This is a genomic window from Arthrobacter sp. J156, assembly GCF_056172865.1.
In genome coordinates this window covers 1773275-1792269 of record NZ_CM149650.1, presented here as the reverse complement: position 1 = coordinate 1792269, position 18995 = coordinate 1773275, and the positions used below count along the sequence as shown (strand labels likewise).

Here is an 18995-nt window from a genome sequence, read left to right as displayed (position 1 = left end):
CCCGGCGCCGCCTATCAGCCGGCGCCCAGGGCGGCCGGCCGCCGCCCGTCCGCGACGGCGTCGTCTTCGGCGTTCGCGTCGTCGAGCGCGGCGGGACGGCGGGAGGGGCTGGCCCAGGCGCCGTTGGTCTTGGAACGGGGCCCGAAGGCGCGGGCGAAGGCCTTGAGGCACAGGAAGGCGTCGAGCACGCGCACGAGCGGGAAGACGATCCCGAGCAGCAAGTAATGCGGCCGGCGGGTGATGACGGCGGCGATGACGGTGAGCAGGTAGTCGGGCAGCAGTACGCCGAACACCACGACCGTCACCGGCAGCACGCCGGTCAGCCACAGCCAGGACTGGTCCTGCACCACGACGGCCTCGGAGACCAGGAGCGCGGTGGTGCTCATGATCAGCACGGGCAGCATGAGCAGCATGACGATGCTGCTCAACACGAGCTCGACGGCGTAGAAGCCGACGACGGGCCAGAACAGCCCGCGGTGCAGCACGCCGTGGCGGCGCAGGGTCTGCCAGAAGCCGAGCGCCCAGCGCTGGACCTGCTTGGCGTAATCGACGAGGTTGTCGGGGTCCTGCGTGTAGGCGATGGCGGCGTGCGGGTGGAACGCGATCCGGCCGAGCTTCTTGGCGTGGACCTCGAACGTCATGTTGAAGTCCTCGATCGCCAGTCCCTTCGCGGCGATGTCGATATGCCGCAGCACGCGGGTGCGGTAGAGACTCGCGAACCCGGGCACGATCATCACGACGTTGACGTGCCGGGCGGCCTGGCCGTACTTGTGCAGGTACTGCACGGCGATGTAGAGCCGCTCGCGGTAGCCCACGAGGACCCTCCCGAGCCAGGTCGAGGGCGCGGGGTCCGCGAGCGTGGAGGCGCGCCCCGCGACGGCGACGACGTCCTCGTCGGCCAGCATCGGCAGGGCGGTCTCGAGGTAGTCGGCAGCGAGCTGGGTGTCGGCGTCGAGCAGCATGACGGCCTTGTAGCGCTCCTCGAGCCGGAAGTGGCCGATCGCCGCGACGAGGGCGCCGGCCTTGCCCCGGTTGGGGAACAGCTCGACGACGTTGGCGCCCATCGAGCGCACGATCTCCGCGGTGCGGTCGCTCGAGCCGTCGGAGGCCACGTAGATCTGGTGCGGCTTCACGAGGCGCGCGGCGGAGCGGATCGTCTCGGCGATCACGAGCTCCTCGTTGTGCGCGGCGACGAGGACCGCCACGTCGGAGGGCAGGGGAGGGGACGACGCCGGGGCCCCGCCGTCGTGCCCGGATTCCGTCCGGTGTCCCACGGCTCCGGAGCGGCGCCGCAAGCGGCGCGGCGTGCCGGCGAGGTAGCGGATGAGGCCGGCGGTGGTCCACACGGCGGTGCTGAGTCCCAGGATCACGAGGATCGCCAGGGCGTAGATGGGTTCCATCGGTGCCATTCCCTCCAAGGTGCGGTGGTCCGGGGCGTGCGAGAGCCGTCCGGGCTCCTTCAGCGTAGGTGCGGCGGTCCCGGCCCCGCGAGCGTCCCGTGTGCGGTTCACCACACCGTTTTGCGGGGCCGCGGTGGGCACCCACACGATCCGCGGCCGGGGCTTGGGGCGCGGTGGCGGGGCGGCGCAGAGTGGAAAGGCCGGCGGAGCCCCTGGGAGGTTCCGGCGCGGGATCTGCCTGTCGAGTAAGGGGAACGGACAGGCCCGCCGGGCCCTTGGGGCCAGCATCCGGTCGGATCCAACTTGGGAAGTAGGAACATCGACATGACCACCATTGCCTCCACCACGTCTGCTCAGGGAACCCTTGCGGCGGCAACTACCAGCGCTCCCGGCGCCGCGCTCCGCCCGGAGCGGCCGACGGGGCTCGAGGAAGCAGTACGCATCGAGGCGGGCCAGCGGCGGTTCGACTTCGATGTCGCGATCGTCGGCCTCGGATACGTGGGCCTGCCCACGGCCCTGGCCTTCCACGCCGCCGGCGCCCGCGTCCTCGGCGTCGACGTCAGCGCCCGCCGGCTCGAGGAGATCTTCAGTTACCGCGCGGACCTCGTCGAATCGGACCGGGCCCGCCTCGACGAGGCCCTCGAGGACGAGCACTTCCTGCTCACGCAGGACACCTCGGTGATCCAGGCCGCGGCCGCGGTGATCGTCTGCGTCCCGACGCCGATCGACGCCCACCAGGTGCCGGACCTGAAGATCCTGCGCGGCGCCTGCGCCATGGTCGTGGACACCGCCGTCGCGGGGCAGCTGCTCATGCTGACCTCCACGACCTATGCCGGGTGCACACGGGACCTGCTCGTCGAGCCGCTCGCGGCGCGCGGCCTCGAGGCCGGAACCGACGTCTTCGTCGCCTTCAGCCCCGAGCGCATCGACCCCGGCAACACGCGCTTCGCGCAGGAGGACGTGCCGCGCGTCATCGGCGGGGCGACGCGCGCCTGCGCGGCCAAGGCCCACGCGTTGATCTCGCGCTACGCCCACAGGACCCACACCGTCGCCTCGATGGAGGCCGCGGAGATGACCAAGCTCCTGGAGAACACCTTCCGGGCCGTGAACATCGCCATGATCAATGAGTTCGCCGAGGCCTGCCGGGACCTGGACGTCTCCGTCACGGAGGTCATCGACGCCGCGGCGACCAAGCCCTACGGCTTCATGGCGTTCTACCCGGGGCCGGGCGTCGGAGGGCACTGCATCCCGTGCGATCCGCACTACCTGCTGTGGCAGCTGCGCAAGCGCCACCGCGGGGCGCCGGTCATCGAGCAGGCCATGACGGCGATCTCGCAGCGCCCGGGCCGCACGGCGGACCGCGTGCGGGAGGTCCTCTCCGGCGCCGGCGCCGGCATCCGGGACGCCCGCGTCCTGGTCCTCGGCGTCTCCTACAAGCCGGACGTCGCCGACCTGCGCGAGTCGCCGGCCCTGGAGATCATCACCGAGCTGCGGGCCATGGGCGCCGACGTCGGCTACCACGACCCGCACTTCGCGGCGATCGACTTCGGCGGTGAGCGCCTCGCCCACGTCGAGGACCCGGCCGGCTTCGGCGCGGACCTGGTGCTGCTGCACACGCGCCACTCCGCCGTGGACCTGGACTGGATCGACCCCCGCGCGATCGTCCTGGACGCGACCTACCGCGCCACGGACGTGCCCGGCAGCATCGCCCTCTGACCACCACATCTCGAAGCCGCAAAAGAAACAGCAGCCACAAGGGAGCCACACCATGAAGACCACCATCACCGGCGGCGCCGGATTCATCGGCAGCCACCTCACCGACTACCTCCTGGCCGAGGGCGACGAGGTCACCGTCCTCGACGACCTCTCCACGGGCAGCCTCGACAACCTCGCCGAGGCCCTGGACAGCGAGTCCTTCAGCTTCATCGAGGGCTCCGTCCTGGACCAGGAGGCCGTGCGCCGCGCGGTCGCCGGCGCCGACCGGGTGTTCCACCTCGCCGCGGCGGTCGGCGTGCAGCTGATCGTCGAGCAGCCGTTGCAGAGCCTGCGCACCAACATCCACGGCACGGAGAACGTGTTGAACGCAGCGCTCGCGGAGGACGCCGTGCTCGTGCTCGCCTCCACGAGCGAGGTCTACGGCAAGAACGCCTCGGACTCCCTGGACGAGGAGGCGGACCGGATCCTCGGTTCGGCGCTGAAGTCCCGCTGGACGTACGCGGGCGCCAAGGGCATCGACGAGGCGTTCGCGCACGCCTACTGGTCGGAGCTGGGCCTGAAGGTCGCGATCGTGCGCCTGTTCAACACCGTCGGCCCCCGCCAGACCGGCCGCTACGGCATGGTCGTGCCGAACCTCGTGGGCCAGGCGCTCGCCGGTGCCCCGCTGACGGTGTTCGGAGACGGACTGCAGAGCCGCTGCTTCTCCTACGTGGGCGACGTCGTCCCGGCCCTCGTGCGGCTGTCCGGGCAGGAGTCGGCGTTCGGCCAGGCGTTCAACCTGGGCGGCGCGCAGGAGGTCAGCATCCTGGAGCTGGCCGAGCGCATCGTCGAGCGCACGGGGAGCGACAGCTCCATCACGCTCGTGCCCTACGAGCAGGCGTACTCGCCGGGCTACGAGGACATGCGCCGCCGCGTGCCGAACAACTCCAAGGCGAACGGCCTGATCGGGTTCGTCCCGGGGACCAATGTTGATCGGATCATCGACCTCGTGGCCGAGGACCTGCGCCAGCGGGGTTCGCTCGAGGCGCGGCTCATGGGCAAGCCGGGCGCCTTGGCGCCCCTCGCGGCCGCGGGATAGGCCGCCACCGGGCGGTCCCGGGCTTGGGCCCGGGACGCGCCCCCACAGTCGCGGCCGCCCCCGGGTGGCCGCTGAGGGGCGGCCGGCGTAACCCCCCAAACGCCGGCCGCCCTGCTTTTAACCCGCTGCACGCGCCGCACGCGACGCGCACGGCACCGGCCGGGGGAGCCGCGGAGGAGTCCACGGCGGCCGAACGGACGGAGGGGACCCGTCCGCGAGCACTACGGGAGGCGGCGTCGCGCCGCAGCCTTCAAGGAAGCGTGGGGGATTCCGCGCAGGACCGTAAGGAAGTGAAGTCATGACAGAACCGACATCCAGACGAAGGGGCGTTTGGAGGGTTCCGCTGCTGATCCTGACCGTGCTGCTGGTCGCGGTGATGGCGGTCCCGGTCGCGGTCACCCTGTTCCCGGCGCTCGCCGGGGATTCGGGGGAGCCGGCGGCCGCGGGCCCGAGCCCGTCGACGCGGCTGGCCGGCGGGCAGAAGCGTGCGACGACGGAGCCGGACCCGGTGGGCCTGGCCCGGCAGGTGCCGCTGACGTCGGCGGGGCTGCCGGTCGACGGCAGCACAGTGGTGAGCCTGACGTTCGACGACGGCACCAAGGACCAGCTGATCGCCGCGGAGGTGATGGAGCGCCACGGGCTCCTGGGGACGTTCTTCGTGAACTCCGGGTCGACGGGCTTCGACGGCTACCTCGACCTCGAGGACCTGAACCGGCTGTACGCGGCGGGGCACGAGCTCGGCGGCCACGGCTACCAGCACGTGGAGCTGGACAAGGTCCCGGTGGACGAGGCCGCCCGGCAGATCTGCCTGGACCGGGCGATGCTCATGGGCTGGGGCTTCAGGACCACGAGCTTCGCGTATCCGAACGCGGCGAGCACCCAGGGCGTGCGGGACGCGGCGGAGGAGTGCGGCTACAACACGGCCCGCGGTCTCGGCGGCACGGCCACGGACTTCTCCTGCGGGGCGTGCCCGACGGCCGAGAAGCTGGTTCCGGACGAGCCGTTCCTGACCAAGGCGCCGCAGATGGTGAACGAGGACTGGACGCTCGAGGACCTCAAGGCGCCGGTGCTCGGCGCGGAGGCGAACGGCGGAGGCTGGGTGCAGATGACGTTCCACACGGTCTGCGAGGGCAGCTGTGGCGGGATCTCGGTCGATCCGCAGGTCTTCGAGGAGTACATGGCGTGGCTCAAGGAGCGCGAGGCACGCGGCACGATCGTGCGCACGGTGGACGAGGTGGTCGGCGGCGAGGAGAAGGCGGCCGTGGACGGCCCGGACCCGTCGGTCCCGGACACGGGCAGCGCCGGGGTCGTGAACCCGGGATTGGAGATGCTGGACAACGAGGCGTATCCGGTGTGCTGGGAGGCGGCCGGCTACGGCAAGAACACGGCGTCGTTCACGCGGGTCAGCCCGGGGCTGCGCGGGGACACCGCGTACCGGGTGACGGTGGCGGACCACGTCGACGGCGACGCGAAGCTGCTGCTGCGCATGGACCTCGGCGAGTGCAGCCCCATCGTGGAGCCGGGGCACAGCTACACGCTCCGCACGCACTACCAGGGCACGGGGGACCCGCAGTTCGTGGTCTACCTGCGCACGGTGGACGGGCGGTGGGACTACTGGCAGGCGAGCCCGTTCTTCCGGGCCTCGGACAAGGTGCGGGAAGCGGTGTGGACCACGCCCGTGATCCCGGAGGGTCACACGGCGATCAGCTTCGGCCTGGCGCTTGTGGACGAGGGCTCGATCGTCACGGACGACTACGCGCTCACGTCCAACGGCGAGCTCTCGGCGAACGATAACGGCTGGCTGCGCCCGCCGGCGTTCCTGCGGGACGCGCTCGGAACGCTGACCGGCTCGACGGGCTCGTGACGCCGGCCCGGTAGCCTCGCGTACGACGCCGGGGCCCGCCTGCGCAGCGCAGGCGGGCCCCGTCGTCGTCCCCGGCGCGGGATGCTCGAGGCGACTTGTGCTTTTGGCTGCGGGGCGTTAATGCCGTAAAGTTGTTGGCTGCAGTGCGTGTCCTTTTGCCCGACATCACTCGCTTCGCGTGACGGCCCAGTTGCAGGGCCCTGGTCTGCGGGGCGTGCGGGCAGCCTTGGGCGGCCGGTTGGAATCAGTCCTCACCTGATGAACTGGTAGAGCGCAACTCAAGAACACAGTGCTTGGCTGGTAGTGGATCTCACCGCTGCTGCCGGACGGGCGCTTGACCAGTATCTAAGGAAACGAAGGCAATTACTGTGCGTACGTACACTCCGAAGCCCGGCGACGCAGACCGCCAGTGGCACGTCATTGACGCCACTGACGTCGTTCTGGGCCGCCTCGCCAGCCAGACCGCAACTCTGCTGCGTGGCAAGCACAAGGCGACCTTCGCCCCCCACATGGACATGGGCGATTTCGTCATCATCATCAACGCCGAGAAGGTCGCCCTGACGGGTGCCAAGCTCGAGCAGAAGCGCGCCTACCGCCACTCCGGCTTCCCGGGCGGCCTCAAGTCCGTGAGCTACGCCGAGCTTCTCGAGAAGAACCCGGTTCAGGCCGTGGAGAAGGCCGTCAAGGGCATGCTCCCGAAGAACTCCCTGGCTGCCCAGCAGCTGTCCAAGCTCAAGGTCTACCGCGGTGCCGAGCACCCGCACGCTGCCCAGCAGCCGAAGGCCTTCGACATCACCCAGGTCGCGCAGTAGCGCTGGGCCCCGAAACAAGAGACAAGTTTTCAAGGAGAATCGTGGCTCAGAACACTGAAGAGCTGAATGAATTCGAGGGTCAGGCCCCCACGGCCTACACCTCTGAGTCTTCCTCGGTCGAGGAGACCGTCGTCAAGGAGCGCCCGGCGCTGACCGTTGCCGGTGGAGCCGTTGGCCGCCGCAAGCAGGCCATCGCCCGCGTCCGCGTCGTCCCGGGCTCCGGCCAGTGGACCATCAACGGCCGCTCGCTCGAGGACTACTTCCCGAACAAGCTGCACCAGCAGGAAGTCAACGAGCCGTTCAAGCTCCTCGAGCTTGATGGCGCGTACGACGTCATCGCCCGCATCCACGGCGGCGGCGACTCCGGCCAGGCCGGCGCGCTGCGCCTGGGCGTTGCCCGCTCGCTGAACGAGATCGACCGCGAGAACAACCGCCCGGCCCTGAAGAAGGCCGGCTTCCTGACCCGTGACGCCCGCGTCATCGAGCGCAAGAAGGCCGGTCTCAAGAAGGCCCGCAAGGCCTCGCAGTACTCCAAGCGCTAAACCCGCTTGCGCCGACCTGGTCGTCGGCTGGAAGGGCCCCGTGGCGAACGCCGCGGGGCCCTTCCGCGTCCCCACCTGCGTCGCCCTGCCGCCTGGCCCGTGCAGACCTTCCCAGTTCTCGCCTTGCCCGCTCGGCGTGTCGGCCGGACGCGCCGGGTGCCGGCCGGTTCAGGCGGCGAGAAATGGGAAGTCTTCATCGTCGCGCAGGACGCCCAGTGTGGTGAGGACCGTCTTGATGTCCGCGATGACGGCCTCGGGTTGGAACTGGGCGAACTCGGGCAGGTAGCGCAACGTGGCGTAGCCCAGCGCCGCGGCCCGGTTGTTCCGCTCGTCGTCCCGGCGCTTCGCATCGCGGGTTGAGTGGTAGGCGAACCCGTCGATCTCCAGGATCAGTACGCCGCAGATCAGGAAGTCGACCCGACCGAGCGTGGGGATCCTGGCTTGGGCCTCAAAGGGGACGCCGTGGTCACGCAGTGCCAGCCGCATGGCCAGCTCCGGATAGGACTCGGCGGTGGCGTCGGCCTCCTCGAGCCGGCGGCGCAGCGTCCCGAGCTTGCTCGTCTGGAGGTGGCCCAGCAGTATCTGCCGGTCCAGCCCTTTCCGCAAGGCCGATTCGGCGATTCCCACGGCCTGCACGCGTGGCAGACAGCCCAAGGCGTGGAGTACCACGTCCTGCATCGACGCCAGAGGAAGGCCGGCAGGGGGCTTGTCGGTGAACCGGCGGTGGACCGTCACGCCCGTGGCCCTGCTGTGGTTGCACGCCAAGTGGGGCCGGTCGGGGGTGTCGTTGGGCCACAGCCCGTAGTCCTTCGCCGCCGAGATGCAGGTCAGGACCCCGTTGTTCCTCAGGGCCGTCAGGACATCGGCGCGGTAGCCGGGGACCGCCACCAATCCGCGCGCGGGACGCAGCAGCCCCTCCCTCGCCCGGATGACCAGGTGGCGCGGGTACTCGTCCAGGAGCCTCCCGACCTTGACGACGCCCCCGCGTTGACGGATGAACTCTTCGATCTCCATGCATCCATCCAGCCGCCGAAGCCGATCCCGCGCGACGGCCGGCCGGAGTTCTGTGGACAGCAACGTTCCCGGAACCGTCAGCCCCGGGCTGTGAGGGGGCAGCAGCGTCGGGGGCGCTGCAGAAGTTCCCACTTCTCCGAGAGTGGGGTCGGCGAGTCGCGCGGACTCGCCGTGTTCGGGCCGGTCCGGGCGCCGAGAAGCGGGAGATCTTCCCGTCGACTCACTCGGGCGCCGAGTCAGCGAGGCGAAGCCGGTGGCGGAACGGCCGTCTCCTGTGACGAGGCACGGCCAGGATGCCTTAGCATGGCCTTTCAAGGGGGCACCGCATCGCAACGGCGGCAAGGACATTCTCAAGGGGACGTGTTTGAGTTTTTCGCAGGACGGCACGGCGGCCTCGGCGCCGCCGACGTGGGACCGCTTCGCCACCCGGCCCCGGGTCCTCGACGGCTCGACGCGCCTGCTCCTGGTCCTGGCGCCGAAGGGCTCGGGCCGGATGCGCTTCGCCCGGCACTGGCTGCGCACCCTCGGCGGCGGGATCCTCGAGTACTCGCCGCCGGCGAACCGCCACCACGCCGAGCTCGTCGCCTCGATCCACTCGCGCCTGCAGAACGACGCCCGGCTGCGCATCGCGCTCGTCGCGCTCCCGGACCAGGACTGGTCGGAGCTGCAGGACCGGATCGACTGTGAGACGGTCGAGCTCGCGGAGCTGCTCCTGGACCGCGCCGAGGTCGGCACGTGGCTCGCCGCCCGCCGCGGCGGCCTCGAGGACGCCTCGCTGCCGACCGCGGACGCGCTCTACGACCTGGCCGGCGGCTGGCGCAACGCCCTCGAGGCCCTGGACAACAGGGCGCTCATCGCCCTGAGCTCCCGCACGGGTGCGCCCCTGCCGGACGCGGCGACCCTGGATCTGCCCGGGCATGGCATCAACGCCGACGGCCCCGGCGCGGCCGCGGCCTCGACGACCGCCGCGGCCTCGACCGCCGCCGCCTCGACGTCCACCCGCCGGAGCGCCGCCCGCCGCCCGCCCGTCGCCGCGACGGCCCTGCCCACGGACCCCGTGGAGGCCGTCGTCACGGGCCTGCGCACGTGGCTGCGCGCCGCGGACCCGGACCGCCGCCTGGCCCGGATGGCGTTCCTCCCGGTCCTGGACGACAGCGTCTGGCGGATGCTCGCGGACGGCGGCCAGGCGCCGCCGTCGTGCCGTGAACTGCAGGCCGCGGGGCTCGCGGTGACTGGCCTGGACGGCAACGTCCGCACCCCCAAGGTCATCCGCCAGGCCGTGGTCCGATCGCTGCGCACCACGCACGACGCCGGGCAGGACCACGCGTGGGTGCGGATGGTCCTGGACGCGGGGATCGCCGCGGGCCACGGCCGGGAGGTCCTGGACGCGGTGGAGGAGCACCACTGGTGGAAGCCGCTCCTGGACGTGCTCGCGGCGGGCCGCTGGGCGGAGCTGCTGGCCCAGAACCCGGTCCGCCTGCGCCGGGCGATGGAGCGGGCCCCGCGGGCGCTGCTGCGCGAATCGAGCCTGGCCGCGGTCGGCGTTGAGCTGCTCGCGGCGCTCATGGGCGGCGTGGACCTCGTGGCCGGCGGGCACGGCACGGGGGAGGGGTACCGGGAGGACGCGGCGGCGGCCCGGCTGACGGAGCTCGCGGAGGGCCTCGCGCACCAGGCGGACGGCCTCGCGCTGACGGTGGGCCTCGTGGAGGTCTACACGCTGCGCCACCGCGGGCACGTGAAGGAGGCCGCGGACCGGGCGGCGGCGCTGCGCCCCGTGATCCGCGCGGCGGACGACTCCGCGGCGGCCTCCCGCCTGCTCTGCGGCATGGTGGAGGGCGAGTGCGCCCTGCAGCTGCTGCTCGCGGGCCGGGACCGCGAGGCGTTCGAGGCGTTCCGCTCCTGCCTGTCCTACGGCCTGCGCGGCAATGCCCCGCAGGTCACCTCGGCCGCGGCGGCGCACCTGGCGCTCATCACCGCGATGGATGGGGACTCGGAGCAGACCCGGCAGTGGCTGCGTCTCTACGGGCTGCAGGCGGCGCTGCTGCCGTGGGGCGAGCCGGTCATGGGCCGGGCGGCCCGCCTCGCGCGCGCCCAGCTCGCGTTCGAGGCCCTGGATATCGAGGAGCTCGGGCGCATTCTCGCCGAGCTGCCGCCGCTGCCGGACCACCACACGCTGTGGCCGGCGCACGCGAGCCTCGCGGCGCGCCACCAGGTGCTCACGGGCTCGCCGATGGGAGGCTACGGGCTCATCTCCTCGCTGCAGCAGGCGCGCAAGTCGGCGGCGAACCCGCTCGCCGTGCGGCTGTTGGAGGCGGCGAAGTGGTTCGCGGCGCTCTCGGCGGGCCGCTTCGATCCGCCGAGGCTGCGCCCGGAGGAGCTGGGCGCGGAGGGCCCGCTGCTGGACATCTGGCTCAAGGCGGCCACGGGCGATCTGGAGGCGGCCACGGCGCGGGCGCGGGCGCTCGCGTGGCAGGAAGGGGCGAGCGCGCGTTCGCGCTTCGGGGCGCGGGTCATGCAGATCGCGCTCGAGGGGCACCGGGAGCTGCCGCCGGAGGTCCTGCGGGAGCTCGCGGGCAACCACCGCTCCGGCGGGGCGCTGATCGACCTGCTGGGCCTGTGGCAGACGCCGGCGCACCGCGGGGCGGTCGGGGACGCGCTGGGGCTGGCGCCGGAGGAGCGGGCGCGGCTGGACGCCATCTGGTACACGCGCTGGCGGGGGCAGTCGCCGCGGCCGCAGCTGACGACGCGGGAGCTCGCGGTGCTCGCGGGGATCGCGCGGGGGCTGGGCCGGGCGGAGCTCGCGGCGCAGGAGCACGTCTCGGTGAACACGGTGAAGGCGCAGGCGGCGTCGCTGTACCGCAAGCTCGGGGTGTCCTCGCGGGAGGAGGCCGTGCAGGCCGCCCGGGAGTGGGGCTTCCTCTAGCCGGTACGACGCCGGACGCGCGCCTCCTGGCCCCGGCTTCCGCGGGCGCGGGGCCGGCTCGGGAGGGTTCCGCGCGGGCGGCGCTGGCCGGAGGCGCGCGGGTCTGGCCCGGACGCGCCGAAGGGCCGGTAGTGCCCCCAAGTGCGTACCGACCCTTCGGCGGTGATCCCCTGGCCCGGCGCCCTGGCTCCCTGTAGCGGGCGCCGGAAGATGCCAAGGGATCGGTTCAGGCTATCGGCGCGTACACGGTCACGGGTCTCCACGTGGAGAGGAACGGGCGGATTTCACCCCGAAAATCACCCTTCCCCATGGTTCAAGACGCTGGGGCTCTCCCACGCGTCCAGCCCGGTGCCGGTGGTCTCTTTGGTATGCGGCCCGGGTGCCACCGTCGGGTCCGTGAAACGAGACGGAACGGTTCTTGTGCGTTCCCGTCGCCGGCGATCCGGAAGCGCCCTGCGGCATGGGGAAGCACGCCTCGGTCGATTACCTGCTCGGCCCGGTGACGTAGCACCCAAGGGCCGGAAAGCGTCCGGTCCATCACGGGGGACGAGCCGCGTGGACCCGTGACGTACACTCGATGTGGTTATACACGTGTAGATTGCTGCCGCTGTGCCGGATCCGGGGGGACCACTTTGGCTGGCGGCCAGCTCGATGTCTGGAGTCCTATGGCACGGTTGTTCGGTACCGATGGTGTACGAGGGAAGGCGAATGTCCTCATTACGCCTCAATTGGCGATGGGCCTCGCTCAGGCCGCGGCCGTCGTCCTCGGTTTCAACCAGGTGCCGGCCGGTAAGCGTCCAGTCGCCGTCGTCGCCAAGGACCCGCGCATCAGTGGCGACTTCATCTCGGCCGCCATCGAAGCCGGGCTCGCCGCAGCTGGGGTCGATGTCTTCGACGCGGGGACACTGCCGACGCCTGCGGCCGCTTACCTCGTCGCAGATTTGGACGCCGACTTCGGCGTCATGATCTCGGCCTCCCACAACGCCGCGCCCGACAACGGCATCAAGTTCCTCGCACGCGGCGGCCAGAAGCTCGACGACGCGCTCGAGGATGCCATCGAGGCCCAGCTCGAGCTCGAGCCGCTGCGTCCGCTCGGCGCGGATGTCGGCCGCGTGCGCCGCTTCGCCGATGCCGAGGACCGCTACGTCGTCCACCTCCTCGGCACGCTGCCCAACCGCCTCGAGGGCCTCAAGGTCGTCCTCGACTGCGCCCACGGAGCCGCGAGCGGCTGCTCACCCGAGGTCTTCGCCGCCGCAGGTGCCGACGTCGTCGTCATCGGCGCCGACCCGGACGGCATCAACATCAACGACGGCTACGGGTCCACCCACCTGGAGAAGCTGCAGGCCGCCGTCGTCGAACACGGCGCGGCGCTCGGCATCGCGCACGACGGCGACGCCGACCGCTGCCTCGCCGTGGACCACGAGGGCTCCATCGTCGACGGCGATCAGATCATGGCCATCATGGCCACGACCCTCAAGGACCAGGGCAAGCTCAAGGACGACACCCTCGTGGCCACCGTCATGAGCAACCTCGGCCTCAAGCTGGCCATGGAGGCCGCCGGCATCGCCATCCGCGAGACGGCCGTCGGCGACCGCTACGTCCTCGAGGCGATGCGCGCCGAGGGCTACAGCCTCGGCGGCGAGCAGTCCGGCCACGTGATCTTCTCCGACTACGCCACCACCGGCGACGGCGTCCTCACGGGCCTGCAGCTGGCCGCCCGCGTCGCGGCCACCGGAAAGAGCCTCAAGGAGCTGGCGTCCATGATGACGGTTCTGCCCCAGGTCCTCATCAACGTCCGCGACGTCGACAAGTCGGCCGTCTCCAGCAACGGCGCCGTCGCCGATGCCGTCCGCTCCGCGGCCGACGAGCTCGGCAGTACCGGCCGCGTCCTCCTCCGCCCCTCCGGCACCGAGCCCGTCGTGCGCGTCATGGTCGAGGCCGCTGACCACGGCACCGCGGAATCGGTGGCCCGGAGCCTGGCGGAGACGGTGCAGACCGCGCTCGCCCTCTGACGGACCGTGACGGCAGAGAACCAGGGGACCGCGCCCAGCACGTGGACGCAGTTCCGGCAGATGGGCCGCGTCATGGGCTGAGGGACGACGTCCCGACCATGACCCCGCGCGCGGCCGTCATGCTGAACCAGCTGCCGACCGTCGTCGCCGTCGCGATGGTCCTGTTCTTCACGTTCACGACGCACCCCGAACGGCCGGACGACGGCGACGCCTGGCTCTGGGTGGGCACGGGCATCATCGTGTGCGCCACGGCCGCGGCGTTCACCGTCCGCTGGGAGACCCAGCGGTTCATCCGGCAGCTGCTGATCCCGGCGGCGAACCTCGTTGGCCTGTGCGTCATCGCCATCGCGGGGCACTACGCCCTCGCCGGCCTCTCGGTCCTGCTCGCGCTGCCCTACTTCTGGTTCGCCTGGGCCCGGGTCGTCCCGACGCTGACCCGGATCGGCGCCGTCGTCATCCCCTCCGTCATCCTGCACCTCCAGCAGCGCTCCGCGGATGACGGCACCAAGGGCCTGGACCACTACTTCCGCCCGGCGCTCATCCCCATCCTGATCCTCGCCTTCACGATCGCCATCCAGGTCGTCTCCTCCACGGTGGCCGCCGAGAATCGGAAGTTCAACGAGGCGCTCGCGAAGTCCGAGGAGCGCCGCGCGCTGCTCAACGGCATCCTCAACGCCGCGAACGTCGGCGTCGTCGTGACGGACGCCGGCGGCCACGATGTGCTGCGCAACCGGCAGCAGGACGCCATCCACGAGCTCGTGACGCCGGAGGACCACCCGGACCCCACCGAGGCAGAGCTCCTGCTGTTCGGGGAGGACCGCGTCACGCCGATCCCGCCCGAGCAGCGGCCCGTGCGCCGCGCGGTCACGGGGGAGGAGTTCGACGGGCAGTTGATCTGGGCGGGCCCGTCCGGCCTCCAGCGGGCCTACTCGGTCTCGGCCCGCACCCAGCGCGCCGCCGACGGCGCAGCCGCGGCGCCGTCACGGTCTTCCACGACGTCACGGACCTCGTCGAGGCCCTCGCCGCGCGGGACGACTTCCTCTCCAACGTCAACCACGACCTGCGCACGCCGCTGACCTCGATCATCGGCTACGTCGAGATGGCCCGCGAGGAGGCGAAGGAAGCGCCGGGTCTCGCGACGTACCTTGCGGTCATCCAACGCAATTCGAAGCGGCTTCTGGGTCTGGTGAACGACCTCCTGGACGCCGCTTCGGGAAGGCTCGAAATCCGCCGGGAGCGCGTCGACCTGTCGCAGGTTCTCCAGCGCGCCCTCGAATCGCAGCAGCCGCGGGCATCGGCGGCCGGCCTGACCGTGGACGGGTCCATCGACGAGGGTCTCGTCGTCGAGGGCGACGAGCTCCGCCTGGGCCAGGTGGTGGACAACCTCTTGTCCAACGCCATCAAGTACACGCCTTCCGGAGGCACCGTGTCCCTCAACGCGTACCGGATCCACGACCAGGTTGTCTTCACCGTGGGGGATACGGGCATCGGCATGAGCCCGGACGAGCTGGACCGGCTCTTTGTTCGCTTCTACCGCACCTCGAGTGTGCGCAAGACGGCCATCGGGGGTGCGGGCCTCGGGCTGGCGATCGCGAAGGAGCTCGTCGAGGCGCACGGCGGCAGCATCGAGGCCCGGAGCTGGCCCGCGCAGGGAACGGATATGACCGTCACGCTGCCGGTGGCGAGGAATTTGACCCGCGCGGCGCACAGCTGTCGGGGGTTCGCGGAACGCGGGTCGTAGCTGCAGCGCGCGGGTCTTCAGCAATGGTGGTGCGACACCCGGTCCAGATGACAGAACTGGCGGGACCCCTTACGAGACCCCGCCAGCAGATGGATGTTCGTTAGGCGCGGTTCGTCTTCAGCGAATCGCGGATCTCCGTGAGGAGCGCGATCTGCGGGTCGACGGCCTCTTCCTCTTCCGTGATGCCCAGGCGGGCGTTGCGGCGCTCGATCATCTTGTTCATCGGCATGACGACGACGAAGTAGATGGCCGCGGCGACCAGCAGGAAGTTGACGAGGGCGGTCAGGAAGACGCCCAGCTTGACGGCCCCGAAGACGAGGAACTCGTCGAAGTTGGGGGTTCCCACCAGCATGGAGATCAGCGGCATCAGGACGCTGTCGACCAGTGCGGTGACGACGGCGCCGAAGGCGCCGCCCATGACAACGGCGACGGCAAGGTCTACGACGTTGCCCTTCATGATGAATTCTTTGAATCCCTGGATCATAAGAGCCAGAGTACAACCCCGCATACGCATCGTGGGGGATATGTGGGCACTCTTTTTGTGAACTTTATCCACCAGTAGGTGGCGTCACGATCCGGCCGGGGGATCCTCGCGCCGAGACGTGGCTAGATCTTGCGCAGCAGCATGCGGCGGATGGAATGGTCCGCGTCCTTGGTCAGCACCAGTTGGGCACGTCCCCGGGTCGGCAGGACGTTCTTGCGGAGGTTCGGTTCGTTGATGCGCTTCCAGATTCCCAATGCGGTCGCCCGGGCCTCGTCGTCGCTCAGGCTCGCGTAGCGGTGGAAGTAGGACTGGGGGTCCGCAAAGGCGCCGTGGCGCAGCTTCATAAAGCGGCGGACGTACCATTCCTCGATATCACTCGTGCGGGCGTCCACGTAGACCGAGAAGTCGAAGAAGTCGCTCAGTGTCAGACCCGAGGTGCCGTCGGAGCGGACACGGGCCGGGGCCAGGACGTTCAGCCCCTCGACGATCAGGACGTCCGGCCGGGTGACCACGACCTCCTTGTCCGGGACGATGTCGTAGCTCAAATGCGAGTACCAGGGGGCGCGCACCTCCTCGGCGCCGGACTTCACCTCGGCGACGAAGCGGAGGAGGCGTCGGCGGTCGTAGGACTCGGGGAATCCCTTGCGTTGCATGAGGCCCCGCCGCTCGAGGACCGCATTGGGGTAGAGGAAGCCATCCGTGGTGATGAGCTGGACGTTCGGAGTGTCCGGCCAACGGCGCAGCATCTCCTGGAGGACGCGGGCCGTCGTCGACTTGCCCACGGCAACCGAGCCGGCGACGCCGATGACGAACGGCGTGCGCTGCGTCGACTCCCCGAGGAAGGTGTTGGTGGCCTGGTGCAACCGGCCGGCGCCCTGGACGTAGAGGTTCAGGAGCCGGGAGAGGGGGAGGTAGACGTCGCGGATCTCGTCGAGGTCCAGCTGCTCGCCGAGGCCCTGCAGCCGAACGAGGTCCTCCTCGTTGAGCGGCTGTTCGATCTCGTGGGCCAGCCGTGCCCACGTAGGGCGCTCCAGCTCGACGAAGGGCGAGACGCCGTTGTCATGGCCTCGGGGTTCAGTCACCCAAGGAATTGTGCCAATGTTCACCGTCCTTCCCAAACGCGCGGCGCAACGGGGTCGCTGGCGGGGCAGGGTAATCTGGTGCGCATGTGTGGAATTGTTGGCTACGTCGGCCTTGCAACGAAGTCGTCCGGTGACCATGGTGCCCTGGACGTTGTCCTGGAGGGCCTGAAGCGCCTCGAGTACCGCGGATACGATTCAGCGGGCGTCGCCGTGCTGTCCGGATCCGGGATCGAGTCCCGGAAGAAGTCGGGCAAGCTCGGCAACCTGGTCCAGGCCATCGAGGCGGATCCGCTGCCGGAGTCCTTGACGGGCATCGGCCACACCCGCTGGGCGACGCACGGCGGCCCGACCGACCAGAACGCGCACCCTCACCTTGCCGACGGCGGAAACCTCGCGGTCATCCACAACGGCATCATCGAGAACTTCTCCGAGATCAAGGCCCTGCTGTTGGCCAAGGGACATACCTTCCTCTCGGAGACCGACACCGAGGTCGCCGCCGCTCTGCTGGGCGACATCTACCGCGGCGAGGGCGGCGGCGATCTGACCCGGAGCCTCCAGCTCGCCTCCCAGCGCCTCGAGGGCGCGTTCACGCTGCTCGCGGTCCACGCGGAGCACCCCGGCGTCGTCGTCGCCTCCCGGCGCAACTCCCCGCTCGTCGTCGGACTGGGGGAGGGGGAGAACTTCCTGGGCTCGGACGTTTCCGGCTTCATCGACTTCACCCGCCGGGCCGTCGAGCTGGGCCAGGACCAGATCGTCACCATCACCCCCGAGAGCCATGTCATCACCGACTTCTTCGGCAACCCCGCCGAGGGCAAGGAGTTCACGGTGGACTGGGACGCCGCCGCCGCGGAGAAGGGCGGCTTCCCGTCCTTTATGGAGAAGGAGATCCACGACCAGCCGGCCGCCGTCGCCGACACCCTGCTGGGCCGCTCCGACGCCGCCGGCCGCCTGACCCTCGACGAGCTGCGCATCGACGCCGGGGAACTCAAGGACATCCAGAAGATCATCGTCCTGGCCTGCGGCACCTCCGCCTACGCCGGCTCGGTGGCCAAGTACGCGATCGAGCACTGGTGCCGCATCCCGGTGGAGGTCGAGCTCTCCCACGAGTTCCGCTACCGCGACCCCATTGTCGACGCCAGGACGCTCATCGTGTCCATCTCCCAGTCGGGGGAGACCATGGACACGCTCATGGCCGTCCGCTACGCCAAGGAGCAGGGCGCCAAGACGCTCTCCATCTGCAACACCAACGGGTCCACGATCCCGCGCGAGTCCGACGCCGTGCTGTACACGCACGCGGGCCCGGAGATCGCGGTCGCCTCGACCAAGGCGTTCCTGGCGCAGATCACGGCGACCTACCTGCTGGGCCTCTACCTCGCGCAGCTGCGCGGCAACCTCTTCACGGGGCAGATCAAGGACATCCTCGCCGACCTGCAGCAGATCCCCGCGCAGATCCAGGACATCCTGGACCGCTCCGAGGACGTCAAGTCCCTCGCCCGCTCGATGGCCGAGGAGAACTCGGTGCTGTTCCTGGGCCGCCACGTCGGCTACCCGGTCGCGATGGAGGGCGCGCTCAAGCTCAAGGAGATCGCCTACATCCACGCCGAGGGCTTCGCCGCCGGCGAGCTCAAGCACGGGCCGATCGCGTTGATCGACGACGGCCAGCCGGTCTTCGTCGTGGTGCCGTCTCCGCGCGGCCGCCATTCGCTGCACTCCAAGGTCGTCTCCAACATCCAGGAGGTCCGCGCCCGCGGCGCCAAGACGCTCGTGATCGCCGAGGAGGGCGACGAGTCGGTGCAGCAGTTCGCCGAGTTCGTCTTCACCGTCGGCCAGACCCCGACGCTGCTCATGCCGCTGCTGGCCACCGTGCCGCTGCAGATCTTCGCGTGCGAGCTGGCCACGGCCAAGGGCTTCGACGTCGACCAGCCGCGCAACCTGGCCAAGTCGGTCACGGTCGAGTAGGGGACGGGCCTGGCAGTGATCGTCGGGATCGGCGTCGACGTGGTGCAGGTGTCCCGCTTCAGGGAGCAACTGGAGCGGACGCCCGCGCTGCGCGAGCGCCTGTTTGTGCCGGCCGAGCGGGGCCTGAACGTCCGCTCGCTCGCGGCCCGCTTCGCGGCCAAGGAGGCCGTCGCCAAGGCCCTCGGTGCGCCCGTGGGCATGAACTGGCAGCACTGCCAAGTGGTCGTGGATGCCGCGGGCGACCCGCACGTGATGATGGATGGCACGGTGGCGGAGGCAGCGGCCCGCAAGGGCGTGCTGCACTGGCACCTGTCCCTGAGCCACGACGGCGACCTGGCCACGGCCATGGTCATCGCCGAGAAGTAGCC

General features: G+C 70.5%; 14 protein-coding genes and 2 pseudogenes. 12 read left to right on the top strand and 4 right to left on the bottom strand.

Translation table 11 applies throughout. The features are described 5' to 3' along the window. Positions 1 to 14: 14 nt before the first annotated feature. Positions 15 to 1400 (bottom strand): glycosyltransferase family 2 protein, encoded by a 1386-nt coding sequence (locus AC0QR5_RS08135; protein ID WP_329860527.1) that lies wholly within the window; start codon positions 1398 to 1400, stop codon positions 15 to 17. 324 nt (positions 1401 to 1724) lie between these two features. Between AC0QR5_RS08135 and AC0QR5_RS08130 the strand changes: the two genes are divergently transcribed. From AC0QR5_RS08130 to rpsI, 5 genes are all read left to right on the top strand, one after another. Continuing rightward, positions 1725 to 3116 carry a nucleotide sugar dehydrogenase gene (locus AC0QR5_RS08130; RefSeq protein ID WP_329860525.1) on the top strand — a complete coding sequence of 464 codons (1392 nt, stop codon included), beginning with the start codon at positions 1725 to 1727 and terminating at the stop codon, positions 3114 to 3116. A 52-nt stretch (positions 3117 to 3168) separates the two neighbouring features. After that, complete coding sequence (locus AC0QR5_RS08125) at positions 3169 to 4194, top strand: NAD-dependent epimerase/dehydratase family protein (protein WP_329860523.1); 1026 nt, start codon at positions 3169 to 3171, stop codon at positions 4192 to 4194. A 358-nt stretch (positions 4195 to 4552) separates the two neighbouring features. Next, positions 4553 to 6058 (top strand): polysaccharide deacetylase family protein, encoded by a 1506-nt coding sequence (locus tag AC0QR5_RS08120; protein WP_475372507.1) that lies wholly within the window; start codon positions 4553 to 4555, stop codon positions 6056 to 6058. Between the two features lie 368 nt (positions 6059 to 6426). Beyond that, a complete protein-coding gene (gene rplM / locus AC0QR5_RS08115; protein WP_329860521.1) occupies positions 6427 to 6870 on the top strand; it encodes a 50S ribosomal protein L13 in 444 nt (147 codons plus the stop codon). A gap of 41 nt (positions 6871 to 6911) precedes the next feature. Continuing rightward, positions 6912 to 7412: a 30S ribosomal protein S9 gene (gene rpsI, locus AC0QR5_RS08110; protein ID WP_329860519.1), complete on the top strand. Its 501-nt coding sequence runs from the start codon at positions 6912 to 6914 to the stop codon at positions 7410 to 7412. A gap of 168 nt (positions 7413 to 7580) precedes the next feature. Here the strand turns inward: rpsI and AC0QR5_RS08105 are convergent, their stop codons facing one another. Beyond that, positions 7581 to 8426, bottom strand: a complete 846-nt coding sequence (locus tag AC0QR5_RS08105) for an endonuclease domain-containing protein (protein WP_329860518.1) — start codon at positions 8424 to 8426, stop codon at positions 7581 to 7583. Positions 8427 to 8790: 364 nt separating this feature from the next. Here AC0QR5_RS08105 and AC0QR5_RS08100 point away from each other — a divergent pair, with 364 nt between their 5' ends. The 5 genes and pseudogenes from AC0QR5_RS08100 to AC0QR5_RS08080 form a co-directional block, all read left to right on the top strand. Continuing rightward, on the top strand, positions 8791 to 11349 hold the full coding sequence (locus AC0QR5_RS08100; protein WP_329860517.1) for a helix-turn-helix transcriptional regulator: 2559 nt from the start codon (positions 8791 to 8793) through the stop codon (positions 11347 to 11349). A gap of 665 nt (positions 11350 to 12014) precedes the next feature. Further along, positions 12015 to 13361: a phosphoglucosamine mutase gene (glmM, locus tag AC0QR5_RS08095; RefSeq protein WP_329860516.1), complete on the top strand. Its 1347-nt coding sequence runs from the start codon at positions 12015 to 12017 to the stop codon at positions 13359 to 13361. Between the two features lie 98 nt (positions 13362 to 13459). Further along, complete coding sequence (locus AC0QR5_RS08090) at positions 13460 to 14437, top strand: hypothetical protein (RefSeq protein ID WP_329860515.1); 978 nt, start codon at positions 13460 to 13462, stop codon at positions 14435 to 14437. After that, positions 14422 to 14514 (top strand): annotated as a pseudogene (locus AC0QR5_RS08085) (hypothetical protein); the annotation flags it as partial. The gene AC0QR5_RS08090 and the pseudogene AC0QR5_RS08085, both read left to right, overlap by 16 nt. A gap of 33 nt (positions 14515 to 14547) precedes the next feature. Beyond that, positions 14548 to 15000 (top strand): annotated as a pseudogene (locus AC0QR5_RS08080) (sensor histidine kinase); the annotation flags it as partial. A 202-nt stretch (positions 15001 to 15202) separates the two neighbouring features. Here AC0QR5_RS08080 and mscL read toward each other — a convergent pair. Further along, positions 15203 to 15586, bottom strand: coding sequence for a large conductance mechanosensitive channel protein MscL (gene mscL, locus AC0QR5_RS08075; protein ID WP_329860514.1), 384 nt, complete (start codon positions 15584 to 15586; stop codon positions 15203 to 15205). Positions 15587 to 15708: 122 nt separating this feature from the next. Next, complete coding sequence (gene coaA / locus AC0QR5_RS08070; protein ID WP_430633656.1) at positions 15709 to 16677, bottom strand: type I pantothenate kinase; 969 nt, start codon at positions 16675 to 16677, stop codon at positions 15709 to 15711. Positions 16678 to 16752: 75 nt separating this feature from the next. Here coaA and glmS point away from each other — a divergent pair, with 75 nt between their 5' ends. Together glmS and AC0QR5_RS08060 are read left to right on the top strand one after the other, a co-directional pair. Then, positions 16753 to 18627 carry a glutamine--fructose-6-phosphate transaminase (isomerizing) gene (gene glmS / locus AC0QR5_RS08065; protein WP_329860511.1) on the top strand — a complete coding sequence of 625 codons (1875 nt, stop codon included), beginning with the start codon at positions 16753 to 16755 and terminating at the stop codon, positions 18625 to 18627. Positions 18628 to 18642: 15 nt separating this feature from the next. After that, positions 18643 to 18993, top strand: a complete 351-nt coding sequence (locus AC0QR5_RS08060; protein WP_329860510.1) for a holo-ACP synthase — start codon at positions 18643 to 18645, stop codon at positions 18991 to 18993. Positions 18994 to 18995: the final 2 nt, after the last annotated feature.